Source organism: Marinobacter halophilus, assembly GCF_003007685.1.
In the GTDB taxonomy this organism is placed as follows: Bacteria; Pseudomonadota; Gammaproteobacteria; order Pseudomonadales; family Oleiphilaceae; genus Marinobacter; species Marinobacter halophilus.
On record NZ_PXNN01000005.1, the window covers coordinates 89968 to 105059 of the forward strand.

Consider the following 15092-nt stretch of genomic DNA (forward strand, 5'->3'; position numbering starts at 1 on the left):
AAGCTAATACCGACTCAGGCTCAGTTGTGCTCGGCAAACACCCGGGTCTGGCCTTTTTCGTTAAACAGAATGACTTTGTAGTGATCTTTGCGGTCACCCATTTCCATGCCCGGTGAACCCATGGGCATGCCCGGCACACTCAAGCCAGTGGCTTTGGGTGCTTCGCTGAGCAGGCGCTTGATGTCGTTCGCCGGGACATGACCTTCGACCACGTAATCACCGACAAAGGCGGTGTGACAGCTGCCCAGACCCGCAATCAGCCCGGCGTCCGCCTTGATTTTGCCCATGTCGTCCGAGTTGGTCGCGGTGACGTCGAAGCCATTTTCTTCCAGATGATCTATCCAGTCGCCGCAACAACCGCAGGTCGGCGATTTGTAGACGTGAATGCTGTGAGCAGCACCGCCGGCCAGGGCCGTGGTGCTGAAACCCAGGGCGGCCACCAGGCCAAGCGCTAAGGTGTGTTTCTTCATGGCGATTACCTCGGTAGTGCGATTGTGAACAGGATCAGTGCTTCTAGCCGGCATCTTTACCGTACAGCCAGAACCACCAGACTACGGCCGCCATCAGGGTCAGCCCTGCTGCGTTGACCAGAAATGCTTCCATCAGTTCCGCTCCCCTTGCTGTGCCGTGTTGTGGCTGGTTCTGAACAGGCGAAGCCGGTTGGCATTGGTCACCACCGTCACCGAGGACAGTGACATGGCGGCGCCGGCCAGAATCGGACTCATCAGGATGCCCCAGACAGGGTAGAGCAGCCCGGCAGCCACGGGAATACCCATTGTGTTGTAGATGAACGCGCCGAACAGGTTCTGCTTGATGTTGGTGACCGTCGCCCTGGAGATCTCGATGGCATCCGGTACCCCGTGCAGGGAGCCCCGCATCAGGGTAATGGCGGCGCTTTCAATGGCGACGTCGGTGCCGGTGCCGATGGCAAAGCCGACATCGGCGGCGGCCAGTGCGGGGGCGTCGTTGATGCCATCCCCGACCATGGCCACGGTGTAGCCTTTGCCGCGCATCTCACTGACCACTTCGGCCTTGTTTTCCGGCAGCACTTCGGCCCGGTAATCATCGATACCGGCTTTGGCGGAGATGGCCTTGGCGGTGGCGTCGATATCGCCGGTGACCATCATCACCTTGATGCCGGCCTGATGCAGGCGCTCAATGGCGGCCCGGGAGTCCGCCTTGATGGCATCGGCGACCCCGATGACGCCCAGGGCGCGGTTGCCCAGAGCCAGGAACAGCGGCGTGCCGGCGTCTTCGGTAATGGCATTTGCTGCTGCCTCTAGTTCGCCCACGGCGATACCCTCGGCCTCCAGCCAGCGCCGATTGCCCAGCCGTACCGACTGACCGTCAAAGTTGCCCTGTACGCCCTTGCCATTGAAGGCTTCAAAGCCGGTGATTTGTTCTGGCTCAACCCCATCCTGTTCCGCTTTGTTCAGAACCGCTTCGGCCAGTGGATGCTCAGAATGCTGCTCCAGCCCGGCCGCCAGCGCCAGCAGGGCAACCTCGTTGCCATCGACGGCGTGCACTCGGGTTACCGTGGGGTGGCCTTCGGTGATGGTGCCGGTCTTGTCCAGAATCACCAGATCAATCTTGCCAGCGGTCTGCAAGGCATCGCCCTGACGGATCAGCGCGCCGTACTCGGCCGCCTTGCCCACGCCGACCATCACCGACATGGGCGTGGCCAGGCCCAGGGCACAAGGGCAGGCAATGATCAGCACGGTGGTGGCCGCCACCATCATGTGTACCACCGCCGGCTCCGGCCCAACGTTGTACCAGACCAGCGCGGCCACGATCGCAATCAGCATCACCGAGGGCACGAACACCGACGAAATCGTGTCCGCCAGCCGGCCGATGGCCGGTTTCGAACCCTGGGCCTTTTTCACCAGCCTGATGATCTGGGCCAGCGCGGTCTCGCTGCCCACCCGAGTGGCCTCATAAATGATCGAACCGTGGGTGTTCAGGGTGCCGGCAGACACTTCATCGTCCGCGCCCTTGCTTACCGGCATGGGTTCCCCGGTGAGCATGCTTTCATCAATGCGGGTTGTGCCCTCAACAATGATGCCGTCGACCGGCAGACTCTCCCCCGGGCGCACGCGCACCCGATCGCCTTTCTGCACCTGATCCACCGGAATGTCCTGTTCCTGGCCATCGCGAATCACCCGCGCGGTTTTCGCCCGCAAATCGAGCAACCGACGCACTGCCTCCGAGGTCTTGCCCTTGGCTCGCAACTCCAGGGCCTGGCCCAGATTGATCAGGCCGATGATCATCGCCGAGGCTTCAAAATAGACGTGCCGGGCCATCTCCGGCAGCAACGCCGGTATACTGACCACCACCATGGAATACAGCCAGGCGGTGCCGGTACCCAGCGCGATCAGGGTATCCATATTGGCGTTGTGGTGCCTGAACGCCTTCCAGGCGCCAATAAAGAAATGACCGCCGGTGGCGATCATCACGCCCAGGGTCAGAATGCCGAAGTTGAACCAGGTGGTCTGATTGGCGTCGGTCACCATCATGGTGTCGAAACCCATGCCCCAGATCATCAGGATAATGCCGAGACCCAGGCTGATGGCCATTTTCACCAGCAGCACCTTGTACTGCTTTTTATCCTGCGCTTGCCGACGGTCATCGGCGGCATCTGCATCTTCAATGACACTGGCACCGTAACCGGCACTCTCAATCGCCTTGATCAGCGTACCCGGCTCCGCCTGACCGCTGGCGGTGGCAGTGTTATCCGCCAGATTCATATGGGCATGAGTCACCCCGGGCACCGACAACAGCGCCTTCTCAATACTGCTGACACAGGACGCGCAGGTGGCGCCGGTCACCGACAGCGCGACCTGATCTTCCTCGGACGCCGCCGGGGCGGACCGGGTAGTCTGTTCAGACTTGTTGCCGGTAACTGAGTCGTCACCGGATTCGCTGGCGTCAGATGACGGCGTTTTCGAGGCACAGCAGCCTGCCTTGTTCCCAGCCGCTGCAACCGGCTCTGCTGGATAGCCGGTTTCCGTCACTATCCGCGCCGCCGCGGTCAGATCCACACCTTCCGGCAGCGCCACCGTTTGTGCTTCCAGGTTCACCTCAACCAGCTCGGTACTCCCGGTCAGTAGCTCCAGCGCGTTGCGAATCTTGCTGGCACAGCCCTGACAGGACGCTCCGGAAATACTCAGCGCGGTCTTCAACACAGGTGCGTCATTCATGATGTCTGTTCTCCACAACAAGGCGGAGCAGAAGGATCGTCCCAATGCTCGATCAACCGACAAATGGTATGGCCATCCGGCGTCCCGTCCGGCATATCCTGCCAGGCTGACAGCGCCGAAATCATCCGCGTACGCAGCTCCTGCAACTCGGTAATCTCCCGCTCCACCTCCGCCAGCCGATGCTCGAACACATCCCGCACCATCGGGCAGGGCGAATGCTGATCATCCGCTCGCTCCAGAATCTGCCGGATCTCCGGCAAGGAAAACCCCAGCCGCCGGGATTTGCGGGCAAACCGCAACCGGCGTAGATCCTCGGCGTCGTAGTGCTGATAGTTGTTGTCCGGATTCCGGACAGGACGCAGCAGGCCCTCGCGGGTGTAAAAGCGCACGGTATCCGGATTCACCCCGGCAGCGTCTGCAAGCTCTTTGACTTTCATGGCGTAGCCCCAAAAAAGGTACGAGTTAAGGAAGTCGAGAATTGATCAAGCGGAGTGCCTGGGGTCGGGAGAGGGGTCGAAAACAATCAGAGAAACCCCGTTTCTCGTTTTCGACCCCTCTCCCGACCCCAGGAACGGCCATCTCCGTAAGATAAGCACAGACTAAAACCTATGACCAACTCACAGGTCAAAGGTTTCGGAGAAAAAATCAGGAAGAGGCGCTTTTTGCTCGAAGAAAGGTACCGCAGGATTTACATTGATCAGGCGCCATCAGCTTCGCCTGCCAGCCTATTTTCACCCCACAAGCCGGACACTGCAGCCGTAACTGAAGCACAACAATAGGCGCTACCAATACCACCAGCAAAAGCCCCAGAGAGCCCCAGTCATCGCCACTGGAAATCCCCAACTGACTGCTGAACACCAGCACGACTATCAGCGCCATAAAGGCAAACACAAAATAATTGCGGTTCCACCGCTCCCAGCGGCGAAGCTTTACATCCTGCTCCGCAGATAAATACCTGGCAGACATAAACATCACTCAATGAAGTATTTGCATTAAATTTTGGGGCTACTAACCGCCAATTACAAACCCGAATCCGCATGTTGCCCGGTAAACAGAGTGCCCTCAGTCAACGCTTTTGCCAGGTCAGCAGGCGGAATCGGTCGACTGATCAGATAACCCTGAGCCAGATTGCACCGGTGCGCCTTCAGGAAATTCAGCTGGTCCTCGGTCTCCACACCTTCTGCCACCACCTGAATGCCCAGGTTATGGGCCAGATTGATCACCGCCCGGGTGATCACCGCATCATCGTGGCGCTCAGTCACGTTGGTGATGAAGGAGCGGTCGATCTTCAGTAGATCCACCGGGAAATCGCGCAGATAACCCAGCGACGAGTAGCCCACACCAAAATCATCAATGGCCAACTGAATGCCCAGTTCGCGTAATCGCGACAGCTGGCTCAGGTTGTGCTCGATGTTTTGAATGAAAATCTCCTCGGTCAGCTCAACCTCCAGCTTGCCGGGGTCAATGTTCTCGGATACCAGTGCCTCACGGATATGATCAATCAGCGATTCATCATCCAGTTCCCGGCCCGACAGGTTTACTGCCACCCGCAGTTGCTCGCAAGGTGTGCCTCGCCACTGCGCTAGCTGGCGGCAGGCGGCCAGTACCACCCAGCGACCAATCTCGGTGATTCGGCCGCTTTCCTCGGCTAACGGAATGAACTCGATAGGTGCCAGCATGCCCCGACGCGGGTGCTGCCAGCGAATGAGCGCTTCCACGCTGTTGATCTCACCCGTCGCCAGGTCCAGCTGAGGCTGATAGAACAGAACAAACTCATTATTGGCCAGAGCCTGGCTCAAATCCTTGTCCAGCTCCAGGCGCATCACCTCACGGTCCTGCATACCCTCGGTGTAAAACTGATAAGTGTTGCGCCCCTGGCTCTTGGCGCGGTATAGCGCAATGTCGGCATTTCTCATGAGCGTGTCGGCATCCAGGCCGCTCTGAGGGTAGACGGCGACGCCCATGGTGGCGGTAATGCTGTGGGGTTCGCCCTGAACGGCAAATGGCTCAGCAAAGCACTGTTTGATCTGGCCAAGCAAGTGAATGACGTCGTCGATATCATCCACTTGCTGCTGGCACACCATAAACTCATCACCGCCGGAATAGGCCACCAGAATGCGTTCGTTGCTCAGGCTGTTCAGTCGCTCAGACACTTTGATCAACAGCTCATCGCCGAATTGGTGGCCGAGGGTATCGTTAAGCACCTGGAACCGGTCCAGGTCCAGCATGACCAGTCCGACCTGGCGCATTTGCCGGTCAGCGATGTTGAGGGTGTGGGCCAGGTCTTCCATGAAAAAACGGCGGTTGGCCAGGCCGGTCAGGGTATCTGTAGATTCCAGCCGTTCAAGGTCTACCTGCATGGCGACGCGCTGATCGATTTCCTGTTCCAGCTCGCGCTGGGTCTTTAACAAAGCCTGATTGCGTTTGAGAATGAGCTGCACCAGCAGCGCCGTGAGCGCGGTCAGCAGACCCATCAGTAGCAAACTGGCAAAAGTCACGGTTGGCCAGAAGCTGCGCTGGCTGTTGACCCAGGCCTGACTGGGCTGCAAGGTCAGGGCCCAGTTCAGGGTTGGCAGCTGTATCGGAACGGTATAACTGAAGCTATTATCCACATCGGCTAATGTGTCCAGAAGATAGGCGGGTGCGCCGGCATCCTGGATCTCAATCTGGAAGTGTTCAAGCACTCGACTGGTCAGTAGTTGCTCTGCCAGCACTTCTATTCGGAACACACCGGCGATAAAGCCGTTATTGGCTTCACCGGCGCCTACCGGATAGTAAATGACCATGCCTTTGCCGCCCTGGTGCAGATCAATGATTCCGGACAGATCGTACTGGCCGGTGGCGGCGGCCTGTTCCAGGGCCTTCCGGCGCTGATTGTTAAACGCGACGTTGTAGCCAACTACAGCTTGGTTGCCGGTCAGCGGTTCCAGCCAGCGAATGATAAAATTGCTGTCGATCCATTCGATGGCCTGGTAAACGCCGAAATCGTCAAGGTAGTTTTTGGCGTCAAGACGCCACAGTTGTTCCAGGATTTCTGGTTCGGCGTTCAGCCGGTCGGCCATGCGGCCGATGGCCTGCACATGCACCATGAATTCCCGCTCCAGATTGTTGGCCAGGGCCCGGGCCTCGTTGTTGAGGTTGGCTTGTATCTGATGGTTGTCCTGTTGAATCAGGCCTTCGCGAAGCCCAGCGGCCATAGCCAGAAAAACCAGAAAAATCACCAACACAAACACCGGGCTCATCAGCCATCGGATAACGGGTTTGGTGAAGGTTGCAGGTCTTTCCACAGGCGGCTCCGCTTGATTAGTCGACAGGCTGATCAGGATTAACGGTCGATCGCGCCTGATTATGAGGCATTGTCATCCGGTTTGGCCATGAGCTGTCGAATCCTTTCCTGCAGAGACACATCATAAGCGCCATCCGGTAACGGCGCGTGAATTTCTCTCACTGTATTTCCTTCAGTTGTCTGTTTGCCAAGATCGATCACCTGCGGCGTCAGCGGGCGCTTGTCGGCATTCAGCAGTATTTCCACCTTCGGACGCAGCTTGCGGGCCGGGTGAGTGCTGATGACCAGTGCAATTTCGCCGGTGTTAAGTTCTACCAGGCTGCCGGGCGGATAGATGCCGATCAGGCGAATGAAGGCCTCCACCAGGTCGGCATCAAACTGATCGCCACGATTCCGGTACAGCATGCGGGCCGCCTCAGCCGGCGATATGGCGTCCCGATAACAACGGTCACTGGTCATGGCGTCGTAGGCGTCAACAATGGCCACCAGTCTGGCAAACCGGCTGATCTGATATTCGTTTAGTCGACCAGGGTAGCCCTGCCCGTCCATGCGCTCGTGATGGTGCAGGGTGACGTCGCTGATGATCCGGTCCAGGCCGGGGTCCTGCAACAGAAGCTGGTGGCCGAGAATGGTGTGTTCCTGCATGACCGCATACTCCTCCGGGGTCAGTGGCCCGGGTTTGTTGAGAATCCGGTCGGGCACTTTCAGTTTGCCGATGTCATGCAGCAGGCCACACAGGCCGGCAACTTCCAGCTCGTCGTCGGGCAGGCCAACAAAGCGGGCAAAGGCTACGGTAAATATGGCGACCCGCAGGCAGTGTTCGGCGGTGTAGGAATCCCGGTCTTTAATTCGGGCCAGCCAAAGCATTGCGCTGGCATTGGCTTTCACACTGTTAACACAGTCGCGGATCAGGGGTCGGGCAGTTTCCAGTTGCAGATCGTTATGCTGTTCGATGTTGCGAATGGTTTGTTCGATAAACTGGTGGGTGCGACTCCAGGCTTGCGCGGCGCGTGGCATTTCCTCCCGGAGTGCTCGGGTCTCCGCGAGTGGTTCATTAGTGCGTTGTTTGAGCGAGGGAATCTGATCGAGTACCGGCATCAGGCGGATTTCTTCATCTTCGACCAGCACCCAGTTGCAGTATTGACGAAGAACACGGGCTTCTGAGTCGGTTGCCAGGGTAAATCCCTGAAACAGAACGGGAACTTCAGTCCAGGGCCGGTCCAGTTTAACGACCCGCATACCTGGCTGCAGCAAATCCACCGGTAAACGGGCTCTTTGCAGTCGGGACTCAGCCTGCAGGCGAGCAGGTTCGATGTTTTTGGTGGGCGTTGATTGAGGACGTCCGTGCTTGCCTGGTTTACTTCGGAACCACATGGCTCTGCCAGTCATCTGAATTGTTGAATCCAGATTATGTCAGAGCCTTGCCAGCGGTAACAGCCGTTAGCCCGAACTGTGATCAGGTTCCCGATTTAAAAATAAGGCTCAAGCGCGTTCGGAGGGTGGAAGAACGCCCAGTTTCGGGATTTCCTGTTTCGGACAATGATCCATGACGACCTTGAGGCCGGCAGCCTCGGCGCGACTGGCTCCGGACTCGTTGATCACACCAATTTGCAGCCAGAGCACCGGTATGGTTTGGGCAATGGCCTGGTCGATCACCGTATCGGTGCGTTCCGGCGCCAGGAAAAGTTCTGCCATGTCCACAGGCTCCGGCAATGAGGCGAGGTCGGCATAGACAGTTTCACCAAGAATCTGCTGGCCGGCGAGCCCGGGGTTGACCGGGATCACCCGATAACCCTGACGCTGGAGGTACTCCATTACTTCATGGGAGGGGCGATGGGTCTTTTCACTGGCACCTACCAGCGCAATGGTGCGTACCGATTCAAGAATGGCTTTTAGCTGATCAGGGCTGTTACTCGGCATGGGGCATGGATCTCAAGGGTTAACGGTGGGCTTCAAGGCAGACGGATACCGACTCGGCATAGCGTAACGCGTGCGGCTTGTCGATTTCCACCTGTGCCCACTGCACCGCATGATGCTCCATTACAATCGCCAACACCTCGTGGGTCAGCCGCTCCAGCAGAGCGAAGCGGTTGCCGTCCACATGCGCGATGATCTGCTTGGTGATGGTCCGGTAGTTCAGGGCCGCAGAGATCTCGTTCCGGATGATGGCCTCGGAGGCGTCGTAGCGGAGCGTGACGTTGATCACCACGTCCTGCTGATTGTTGATCTCTTCCTCTTTGATACCGATGTAGGCGCGCAGCAAAAGATTCTTGATCCTGACCCGGGCCAGGTGATCTCCGGTCATATCTGCCATGAAACCTCCCTGAGGAACGTCGATATCAGCGATGGTTGCCGATCAGATTTAGAAACTCGCTGCGTGTGGCCTGGGACTTGCGGAACTGCCCGAGCATCATCGAGGTTTTCATGCGAGAGTTCTGCTTTTCCACGCCCCGCATCATCATGCACATGTGCTGGGCCTCGATGACCACGGCCACACCTTTGGCGCCGGTTACGTTTTCGACGGCCTCAGCTATCTGACGGGTCAGGTTTTCCTGAATCTGCAGCCGTCTTGCATACATATCCACAATGCGAGCGAACTTGGACAGGCCCAGAACCTTGCCCTGGGGCAGGTAGGCGATGTGACATTTGCCGATAAACGGCAACATGTGGTGCTCACACATGCTGTATAGCTCGATGTCCTGAATGACGACCATCTCATCCATGGCCGATTCGAACACCGCATTATTAACCAGCTCATCGAGATTCTGCTGGTAGCCGCGGGTTAAAAACTGCATGGCTTTGGCAGCCCGCATCGGCGTATCCTGAAGACCTTCACGGTCAGCATTTTCGCCAAGGCCTTCGATGATGGCGCGGTAATGACCGGCAAGGTCGTCCAGAGGTAAAGTCATAGTCTTTTCCGGTTGCTGTCTGATACAGGCGCAAGCTTAAGGGAATTTATAAGCTATCTCCACGCTTTACGTGGCATCGTCTATTATGGACCAGTTCACGAACGCCATTCAGTCATCTGGCAGGCGCTGCGGGTTTGCACTAGAGTAATGAGCGTTGGCGGCGCGTCGGGACCAAAAGATGGAACAGGTTATACCGGGATCAGAAATCAGGGCGGAACAACGCCAGGACATTTATACTCTCGAGGCCTGGCAGCAGGCTGGGAAATGGTTCAGCTACGACGGCCATGCCATTTTCAGCCGAATGGCCGGCGCCGGTGCACCCCTGGTGTTGCTGCATGGCTTTCCCACGGCCAGTTGGGACTGGAGCCGGATCTGGCAGATGTTGGCATCACAGAATCAGCTGTTAAGCCTCGATATGCTGGGGTTCGGCTTTTCCGACAAGCCCAGCGATTATGCCTACAGCATTGAAGATCAGGCTGACCTGGTCCAGGGCTGGATTGAAGGCCTTGGCCTGACTTCGGTACATTTACTGGCTCACGATTACGGTTCAACGGTGGTTCAGGAATTGCTGGCAAGAGATCAGGAAGCCTCACTGTCGTTTCGTATCGCCAGCGTTTGCCTGCTCAATGGTGGTTTGTTTCCGGAAGTGCACAACCCATTGCTGATCCAAAAAATTCTGAAAAGTCCGCTGGGCGGCCTGATCAGCCGGGGGCTGACTCGCGGCACCTTCGAGCGAAATTTCCGCCGGTTGTTCGGTGAGCGCAACCCGCCAGAGCACCCGGACATGGAAGATTTCTGGCAACTGCTGACCTACAATAACGGTCGCGGAATTCTGCACCAACTGATCCAGTTTATGGAAGAACGCCGCTGTCATCGCAACCGCTGGGTTGGTGCCCTCCAGAATGCGTCACAACCTATGCGGTTGATTACTGGCACGGCCGATCCGGTCTCTGGTAGCGCCATGGCGCGTCGGTACCGTGAACTGATTCCAGCGCCGGACGTGGTCAGCCTCAGAAACGTCGGTCACTACCCGCACTTTGAAGCTCCCTGGGATGTGTTCAGTGCGTATCGGGATTTCCGCGGGAGCTTCAGCGACTGATACGTGTCAGTCTAGGTGCCGTTATCGCCGGGCTGCGAAAGGGAGCATTTGATGACCGCAATTCATATCAAGACACCCGCGCTGACCATCCGGGCCGGCCGCAGGGCGCTTCAACGCCTCAAAGAAAAGCCACTGAGCCCGGCGGATATTCACGTCATTCCGGGTGCCGCCGGTGGCCCCAAAGCCCTGGGTCTCAGTGGTCTGGATAAAGCCATTTTCGGGGACTGGTTGCCCCGGGGCCCACAAGCGCGGGTACTGATCGGCTCATCCATTGGCAGCTGGCGCTTTGCCGCCATTGCTTCCTCCGACGATCCCAAAGCCCAGCTGACCAAACTGGCCGAACTCTACACCAGTCAACGCTTCGCCAAAGGTGTGAGTGCCGCCGAAGTGTCTCGAAAAAGCGTGCTGTTTCTGGAAGAGCTATTGGGCGGGCGAGAGGACTTCATTCTGAACCACCCCTGGTATCGGCTAAACGTGGTGGTGGTCAGAAGCCTTGGTTTGCTTGAGCACGATGCCCGGGGTCGCCTGAGCCTTGGGCTGGTGAATGCGATCAGTGCCAACATGGTCAGCCGTCGTCATCTGGGGCGGTTTATGGAGCGGGGTATCGTGCATGACACACGCAGCAACTCACCGGTCGCGAAGCTGGTGGATTTCCCCCGTCACGAGATAGCGCTGTCCCGGGTGAACCTGCAGCCGGCGTTGCTGGCGTCGGCGTCGATTCCGCTGGTGATGTCCGGCGTCCGCAACATTCCGGGTGCGCCGGAGGGTGTCTATCGCGACGGCGGGTTGCTGGACTACCATCTGGATCTGCCTTATGAGCAGCCCGGCATCATTCTGTACCCACACTTCACTGATAAGGTGGTGCCCGGCTGGTTCGACAAAACCTTGCCCTGGCGACGGGGTGATGCAACCCGATTGCAGGATGTGCTGTTGGTTTCGCCGTCTCGGGAGTATCTGGATAGTCTGCCGGATCGTAAACTGCCAGACCGGAAGGATTTCGAGAAGTACCTTGGCGATGACGCCGGGCGCGAACGATCCTGGCGAGCGTCAATTGCCGAGAGCGACCGCCTCGGGGATGAGTTTCTGGAACTGGCCGAAAGCGGGCGGCTTCCGGACCGGATTCAGCCTTTATAGTTTCATGCTTTCACCACTCCCCGAGCCAGACCTATACTCAAAAAAACAGATGAGGAGACAAACGTGGCAGAAGAACAACCGACCATCGCCAAAAAGGCCCCGTACACCGTGCAGGTTGAGGGCGGCAAAAATTATTTCTGGTGTGCCTGTGGCCGCAGTGAGACACAGCCGTTCTGCGATGGCTCCCACAAGGGTACGGAGTTTACACCGGTGAAATACACCGCCGAGAAAAGCGAATGGCTTTGGTTCTGTGGCTGCAAACAGACCGGCACCCCGCCACTGTGTGATGGCAGCCACAAAAACCTCAAGTGATCAGGTGTCCGTGGCAGGGCCCGGCACGGCGCTTATCCGGTAACCGGTGACGCCATGGACCGGGTTTGTCAGCGCCATTACCCGCACGATCATCGGCACGGTTAACTCGGTGTTACGATGTAGCAGGTTCAGATCAACCCGCGCCATGGTCTTATCCTGGCGTGCTGCCGCCAGAGATTGGTTGAACCGCAGGCGGTCTGGCTCAGTGATGAGCCCGGTAAAAGGTTGGTCGACAAGGTCCGCCGGTGCGCGGCCGAGGAAGTCTGCGGCTTGGGCTGAGAGGAAACCGATATGCCCGTGTTCATCGAGTTCGCCTATGATCGCGCCAGATAACGCCACCAGGTCCCGGCTTCGGGATTCACTGTCATTTAATGCGTGACGCAGCACGTTTTTTTGTACCTGCAGGTTGGTGAGCTGCTGCTCGATGGCTACCTGATGGCTCATTAGCTGCCCGATAGCCAGTGTTTTCCGGTGGCTCTGACGGCACAGGGCCAGCGCCAGCAGAGTTGCCAAGGTTGTGATGAGTGCGCCACCGGCCAGAACCTGCCAGCGGATCTGCCGGGTAGGCTGTTCCAGCAAACGGGCCCCGGGTATGGTGGTGACCATCCAGTGTTGACCGTTGGTTTGCAGCTCCGTGCGCAGGGACTGTGCCGTGTTTTCGATAGTACCCAGTGTTAGCACCGGCGTTTTGGTGTGGCGCTCCAGGGTGTCGATTCTCAGGCCCATGTCGTCGTGAAGCGCCTCAGCCAGGGCGACTTCAAGAGAGCGGGCGTTGCCATTCTGGGCGGATGAATTCTGTAGGTGAATGACCACTTGCCCGACCAGAGCCTGGTGCATGGCCTGGTAACGCTGTTGGGCAAGGTGTTGTGTGGCGTCTGAAGCTTCGCGGGCGGTGACCAGGCTGACAACGACGCCCGCCAGCAGAATCAGGGCCGGTGCCCACAGTCCTGGCCACAAGTAATATCGGCGGGGGCCGGAGGGTGAAATGTCATAGAGGTCGCTATCCATGCGCGGGTGCCTTTGCAGCTATTGCTGAACGGGTGTCCAGTCAACTCTAGACCAGACCAGCGGGATGCGAAAGCGACGGCCCTCAATGGCTGGCGTTGCGGGCGGTGCCGTAGACCACAAGAAAGGTCAGAAAAGCCGTCACCACCACCGAGGGGCCCGCGGGCGTATCCAGGTGCCAGGACAAGCTCAGACCGCCGGTGACGGCAATAACTCCGAAGATCACGGCCAGTGCCATCATGTGTTCTGGATTTCTGGCCAGCCTGCGTGCCGTAGCCGCAGGGATGATCAGGAGCGCGGTAATCAGCAATACTCCGACAATCTTCATGGCTACGGCAATCACCAGTGAGAACATCAGCATCAGTGCCAGTCTCAGCCTTTCCACCGGGACGCCTTCCACCCGCGCCAGCTCTTCGTGAATGGTGCTCATCAACAACCCGCGCCAAAGGACTGCCAGCAACGCCAGCACAAAGGCGGCGCCGCCGTAAATCCAGATCAGGTCCTGTCGGCTCATGGCGAGCAGATCTCCGAACAACAGTCCGGTCAGGTCGACCCGGACATCGGGCATGAAGCTCAGGGTGACCAGGCCGATGGCCAGGGCGCTGTGTGCCAGGATTCCGAGCAGGGTGTCGGTCGCCAGCGCGCGGGTACGGGACAGCAGCACCAGGGCAATAGCGATGGTGACGCAGGTAATGATGACGCCGAGATTCAACGGTACGCTGATCAGAAAACTCAGGGCGATACCCAGCAAAGCTGAGTGCGCGAGGGTGTCGCCGAAATAGGCCATCCGGCGCCAGACCACAAAGCAGCCCAGAGGGCCGGCGACTAGAGCCACTCCCAAGCCGCCCAGCAGGGCACGCCAGAAAAAGTCGCCCAGCACTGAATCAATGATGGTCATGGTCGCCGGCTCCGTGAAGTCCGGTGCTGGTCACCACATCGCCATGCAGGTTGTGGCGATGGTTATGACGGTGGTGATAAACCGCCAGAGACTCGGCAACCTGATGACCAAAGGTTTCGATAAACGCAGGGTCGTGGGAAATATCCGCCGGATAGCCGCTGCAGCAAACATGCTGGTTCAGGCAGATGACCTTGTCGGTGGCCGCCATCACCAGGTGTAGGTCGTGGGAAATCATGATCACGCCGCAGTCCAGTTCATCACGCAATTCGCGGATCAGTTCGTATAAAGCGGCCTGGCCGTTGATATCCACGCCCTGAGCGGGCTCGTCCAGAACCAGTAAATCCGGCCGGCGGGCCAGAGCGCGGGCGAGCAGTAACCGTTGCTTTTCACCCCCGGACAGGTGGTGTACCGAAGCTTCCTGAAGGTGCCTGACCCCGGTTCGCTCCAGTGCCGCCTCACATTCACGGGCGGTCCGTCCGCTCAGCAGCATGAAGCGCCGAACACTCAGGGGCAGGGTGGCCTCCAGAGTGAGGTGTTGGGGCACATAACCGATGACCAGCCTGGAGGCGCGGGAAACCTGGCCGGAACTGGCACGCTGCAAGCCCAGAATGGCCTTGATCAGGGTAGTTTTACCGGCACCATTGGGCCCGATGATAGTAATAATATCGCCCCGCCGGACGCTAAGGTCGACCCGATCCACCACCGGGCGATCGTCAAACTGCACCGTCAATTGCTTAAGTTGTACCAGAGAGTCAGGCATTGCTGGCATCCCCCTGACAGCGAGGGCAAATTCCGGCGACTTCCAGAGTGATGTCGTCCAGGCGGAATGATTCAGCCGCCGCCGCTTGCTCTATGGCTTTGCTGACTTCTGGCGTAGCCAGTTCGAGAACATTGCTGCACTGCCGGCAGATCAGAAAGGTACCTCGGTGCTGTTCACCGGCATGAGTGCAGCCAATAAAGGCGTTGAGTGAGGCAATGCGATGAACCAGACCATACTGCAACAGAAAATCCAGTGCTCGATACACGGTCGGTGGTGCGGCGTTGTGGCCTTCGGTGCCGAGCATGGCAAGAATGTCGTAGGCACCCAGCGGTTTGTGGGATTGCCAGATCAGTTCCAGAACTCGCTCGCGAATCGGCGTCAGGCGGGCATTCTGGGTGCGGCAGATGGCCCGGGCATCCGCCAGTGCGTGGCTGACACAGGCGTCATGATTGTGCGGGCGATAGGGGAGCGCGCGTTCCGGCATGGTCTGGA

Annotated in this window: 16 protein-coding genes; 3 read left to right on the forward strand and 13 right to left on the reverse strand. The window is 58.4% G+C overall.

Annotated features, from left to right (window positions below):
* Window positions 1–20: 20 nt before the first annotated feature.
* From C7H08_RS03705 to folE, 9 genes are all read right to left on the reverse strand, one after another.
* The gene (locus C7H08_RS03705; RefSeq protein ID WP_106670429.1) at window positions 21–470 is read right to left on the reverse strand and encodes a DUF411 domain-containing protein; all 450 of its coding nucleotides are present in this window, start codon (window positions 468–470) and stop codon (window positions 21–23) included.
* A gap of 132 nt (window positions 471–602) precedes the next feature.
* Window positions 603–3197: a heavy metal translocating P-type ATPase gene (locus tag C7H08_RS03710; RefSeq protein ID WP_106670430.1), complete on the reverse strand. Its 2595-nt coding sequence runs from the start codon at window positions 3195–3197 to the stop codon at window positions 603–605.
* Window positions 3194–3634 carry a MerR family transcriptional regulator gene (locus tag C7H08_RS03715; protein WP_106670431.1) on the reverse strand — a complete coding sequence of 147 codons (441 nt, stop codon included), beginning with the start codon at window positions 3632–3634 and terminating at the stop codon, window positions 3194–3196. The genes C7H08_RS03710 and C7H08_RS03715 overlap by 4 nt, the downstream gene beginning before the upstream one ends.
* A 208-nt stretch (window positions 3635–3842) precedes the next feature.
* Window positions 3843–4163 carry a hypothetical protein gene (locus C7H08_RS03720; RefSeq protein WP_106670432.1) on the reverse strand — a complete coding sequence of 107 codons (321 nt, stop codon included), beginning with the start codon at window positions 4161–4163 and terminating at the stop codon, window positions 3843–3845.
* A gap of 53 nt (window positions 4164–4216) precedes the next feature.
* Window positions 4217–6439 carry a bifunctional diguanylate cyclase/phosphodiesterase gene (locus C7H08_RS03725; RefSeq protein ID WP_106670502.1) on the reverse strand — a complete coding sequence of 741 codons (2223 nt, stop codon included), beginning with the start codon at window positions 6437–6439 and terminating at the stop codon, window positions 4217–4219.
* A 104-nt stretch (window positions 6440–6543) separates the two neighbouring features.
* Window positions 6544–7872: an HD-GYP domain-containing protein gene (locus C7H08_RS03730; RefSeq protein WP_227663176.1), complete on the reverse strand. Its 1329-nt coding sequence runs from the start codon at window positions 7870–7872 to the stop codon at window positions 6544–6546.
* A gap of 93 nt (window positions 7873–7965) precedes the next feature.
* Window positions 7966–8403, reverse strand: coding sequence for a CoA-binding protein (locus tag C7H08_RS03735; RefSeq protein WP_106670433.1), 438 nt, complete (start codon window positions 8401–8403; stop codon window positions 7966–7968).
* A 19-nt stretch (window positions 8404–8422) separates the two neighbouring features.
* Window positions 8423–8797 carry a dihydroneopterin triphosphate 2'-epimerase gene (folX, locus tag C7H08_RS03740; RefSeq protein ID WP_106670434.1) on the reverse strand — a complete coding sequence of 125 codons (375 nt, stop codon included), beginning with the start codon at window positions 8795–8797 and terminating at the stop codon, window positions 8423–8425.
* 25 nt (window positions 8798–8822) lie between these two features.
* The gene (folE, locus tag C7H08_RS03745) at window positions 8823–9392 is read right to left on the reverse strand and encodes a GTP cyclohydrolase I FolE (protein WP_106670435.1); all 570 of its coding nucleotides are present in this window, start codon (window positions 9390–9392) and stop codon (window positions 8823–8825) included.
* A 178-nt stretch (window positions 9393–9570) separates the two neighbouring features.
* Between folE and C7H08_RS03750 the strand changes: the two genes are divergently transcribed.
* From C7H08_RS03750 to C7H08_RS03760, 3 genes are all read left to right on the forward strand, one after another.
* Window positions 9571–10491 carry an alpha/beta fold hydrolase gene (locus C7H08_RS03750; protein WP_106670436.1) on the forward strand — a complete coding sequence of 307 codons (921 nt, stop codon included), beginning with the start codon at window positions 9571–9573 and terminating at the stop codon, window positions 10489–10491.
* Between the two features lie 51 nt (window positions 10492–10542).
* Entirely contained in the window at window positions 10543–11625 is a 1083-nt protein-coding gene (locus C7H08_RS03755) for a patatin-like phospholipase family protein (protein ID WP_106670437.1), read from the forward strand.
* A gap of 63 nt (window positions 11626–11688) precedes the next feature.
* Window positions 11689–11937: a CDGSH iron-sulfur domain-containing protein gene (locus C7H08_RS03760; RefSeq protein ID WP_106670438.1), complete on the forward strand. Its 249-nt coding sequence runs from the start codon at window positions 11689–11691 to the stop codon at window positions 11935–11937.
* Here C7H08_RS03760 and C7H08_RS03765 read toward each other — a convergent pair whose 3' ends face one another.
* From C7H08_RS03765 to C7H08_RS03780, 4 genes are all read right to left on the reverse strand, one after another.
* Window positions 11938–12945 (reverse strand): PAS domain-containing protein, encoded by a 1008-nt coding sequence (locus tag C7H08_RS03765; RefSeq protein ID WP_106670439.1) that lies wholly within the window; start codon window positions 12943–12945, stop codon window positions 11938–11940. It abuts the gene before it with no gap.
* An 82-nt stretch (window positions 12946–13027) separates the two neighbouring features.
* On the reverse strand, window positions 13028–13840 hold the full coding sequence (gene znuB, locus C7H08_RS03770; protein ID WP_106670440.1) for a zinc ABC transporter permease subunit ZnuB: 813 nt from the start codon (window positions 13838–13840) through the stop codon (window positions 13028–13030).
* A complete protein-coding gene (gene znuC / locus C7H08_RS03775; RefSeq protein ID WP_106670441.1) occupies window positions 13827–14600 on the reverse strand; it encodes a zinc ABC transporter ATP-binding protein ZnuC in 774 nt (257 codons plus the stop codon). The genes znuB and znuC overlap by 14 nt, the downstream gene beginning before the upstream one ends.
* The gene (locus C7H08_RS03780; RefSeq protein WP_106670442.1) at window positions 14593–15084 is read right to left on the reverse strand and encodes a Fur family transcriptional regulator; all 492 of its coding nucleotides are present in this window, start codon (window positions 15082–15084) and stop codon (window positions 14593–14595) included. Before C7H08_RS03780 ends, znuC begins: the two co-directional genes overlap by 8 nt.
* Between the last annotated feature and the right edge of the window lie 8 nt (window positions 15085–15092).

Coding starts and splice junctions, on each gene's coding strand:
- C7H08_RS03725 (WP_106670502.1), bottom strand. CDS start 6,439: ATGAGCCCGGTGTTTGTGTTGGTGATTTTTCTGGTTTTTCTGGCTATG.
- znuB (WP_106670440.1), bottom strand. CDS start 13,840: ATGACCATCATTGATTCAGTGCTGGGCGACTTTTTCTGGCGTGCCCTG.
- C7H08_RS03750 (WP_106670436.1), top strand. CDS start 9,571: ATGGAACAGGTTATACCGGGATCAGAAATCAGGGCGGAACAACGCCAG.
- C7H08_RS03755 (WP_106670437.1), top strand. CDS start 10,543: ATGACCGCAATTCATATCAAGACACCCGCGCTGACCATCCGGGCCGGC.
- znuC (WP_106670441.1), bottom strand. CDS start 14,600: ATGCCTGACTCTCTGGTACAACTTAAGCAATTGACGGTGCAGTTTGAC.
- C7H08_RS03705 (WP_106670429.1), bottom strand. CDS start 470: ATGAAGAAACACACCTTAGCGCTTGGCCTGGTGGCCGCCCTGGGTTTC.
- folE (WP_106670435.1), bottom strand. CDS start 9,392: ATGACTTTACCTCTGGACGACCTTGCCGGTCATTACCGCGCCATCATC.
- C7H08_RS03735 (WP_106670433.1), bottom strand. CDS start 8,403: ATGCCGAGTAACAGCCCTGATCAGCTAAAAGCCATTCTTGAATCGGTA.
- C7H08_RS03730 (WP_227663176.1), bottom strand. CDS start 7,872: ATGACTGGCAGAGCCATGTGGTTCCGAAGTAAACCAGGCAAGCACGGA.
- C7H08_RS03720 (WP_106670432.1), bottom strand. CDS start 4,163: ATGTCTGCCAGGTATTTATCTGCGGAGCAGGATGTAAAGCTTCGCCGC.
- folX (WP_106670434.1), bottom strand. CDS start 8,797: ATGGCAGATATGACCGGAGATCACCTGGCCCGGGTCAGGATCAAGAAT.
- C7H08_RS03710 (WP_106670430.1), bottom strand. CDS start 3,197: ATGAATGACGCACCTGTGTTGAAGACCGCGCTGAGTATTTCCGGAGCG.
- C7H08_RS03765 (WP_106670439.1), bottom strand. CDS start 12,945: ATGGATAGCGACCTCTATGACATTTCACCCTCCGGCCCCCGCCGATAT.
- C7H08_RS03780 (WP_106670442.1), bottom strand. CDS start 15,084: ATGCCGGAACGCGCGCTCCCCTATCGCCCGCACAATCATGACGCCTGT.
- C7H08_RS03715 (WP_106670431.1), bottom strand. CDS start 3,634: ATGAAAGTCAAAGAGCTTGCAGACGCTGCCGGGGTGAATCCGGATACC.